The organism is Oleiphilus sp. HI0066, assembly GCF_001635725.1.
Window position 1 is genome coordinate 1 of the sequence record NZ_LWFH01001654.1, and the last position, 1,359, is coordinate 1,359.

The window sequence follows — 1,359 nt, forward strand, 5'->3', positions numbered from 1 at the left end:
GCCGTTCTGCTTTAAATGTTTCAGGGCGTGATGAAAGTAGACATAAAGCGACTTCAAGTCGGACGCCGTCTCAAACCCAGTAGCATCAAATATAATGCCTTTGAATTTATGATTTGATGTTTGTGCAAAGTTGATGAGCTCAAGCTTTTGCTTGGCGCTATTGTGTTTATTAAATAGAGCGGCTTTCTTAGGGTCATCCCAGTAAGGGCTCGCGAGTTTAATTTGATCAGCTTGTAATTCGTTGATCAATTTACGGGTAGCCTTAGCGCGGATGCCGCCACCAATCAAAATTCGTCCGCGTGGTTGTTCCATGGAGTTATCAGGAGAGCGTTTTAAAATCGGAGGGCTAGGCAAGCCAACGCTATCGAATATAGTCTTACCAAAACTGGACTGAGCAATACGGGTATAAAAATCGTGCATGTTTCTACTTTTAAATGAATAAGTTAGCCAATTGTTGTTAGCGTGCTAGGCTATTAAGTAATAGTATTGTGAACTTTTTAAAACTTAAATGGTAGAGATGCATTGTCGGCATTTCAGGTAGTAATAAATGATGAAACCTAATAGCGAACTAAATATGAATGATATGGCTAGCGAAGCGGTCGCTGAGCAATGGTTTACGTATTTAAAGAAGCAGAGCCAGGCGCGCTTGATGATAGCTGCAGTGCTTTTTATCGCTTTATTGTCGAGTGTTGGATTCGGTCTTAAATTCTACATGGATAACCAAACCTTAAATTCTGAGCTCATTCAAAAGATTAGTCAGATTGACGGTTTAAAAACGAATTTGTCTGACAAATCGGCTCAACTTGTTGAAGTAACTAAAGACCTCGTTGAGTCCGAAAAGAAAAGAGGTTTCTTAGAGCAAATTAAAGGTGATACTGCTTCTCAGCTTGGCGTGGCTGAACAAATTATCGATACGCAAAAGCAAAAAATCATCTTGCTGGAATCGGAATATCAAAACAGCATCAATGTGACGGCAGAGCTTGAGTCACAATTGCAAAGTGTAGAAGGGCAGGCACAGCAGTTGGCCCAAGACTTAGATGCATCCCGCAATGAATTGGGGCAGCGATCTTCAGCCTACAAGGCTTTAGTTAAACGTCAGAAAGATACGCGTCTTGAGGTTGATCGCCTAGCAAAAGAACTCGAAATGGCACAGTCGAGTCGTGAGATTTCGCGCAAGGCATTGGCTCAGTCGAAAATCCAAGTGTCTAAACTCAAAAAGGACCTAACGAGTGTTAAAGCTGAACTTGCTCAAATAAAGGCGGATAATATTGCTGAAGAAGAGCAAGTTGTTGAAGTTGAGTCAAAAGCTGAAGAACACTTATCGCTTGCGGTTCAACCTATTGTTGCCCAACCAAAAAT

The 1,359-nt window shown here is 41.4% G+C and carries 2 protein-coding genes; one reads left to right on the plus strand and one right to left on the minus strand.

Annotated features, from left to right (window positions below):
• A partial coding sequence (locus A3738_RS25765) for a hypothetical protein (RefSeq protein ID WP_156504509.1) occupies positions 1-420 on the minus strand: 420 nt, incomplete at its 3' end.
• A gap of 127 nt (positions 421-547) precedes the next feature.
• Here A3738_RS25765 and A3738_RS25770 point away from each other — a divergent pair.
• The coding region (locus A3738_RS25770; protein ID WP_156504510.1) for a hypothetical protein at positions 548-1,359 on the plus strand (812 nt) is incomplete at its 3' end.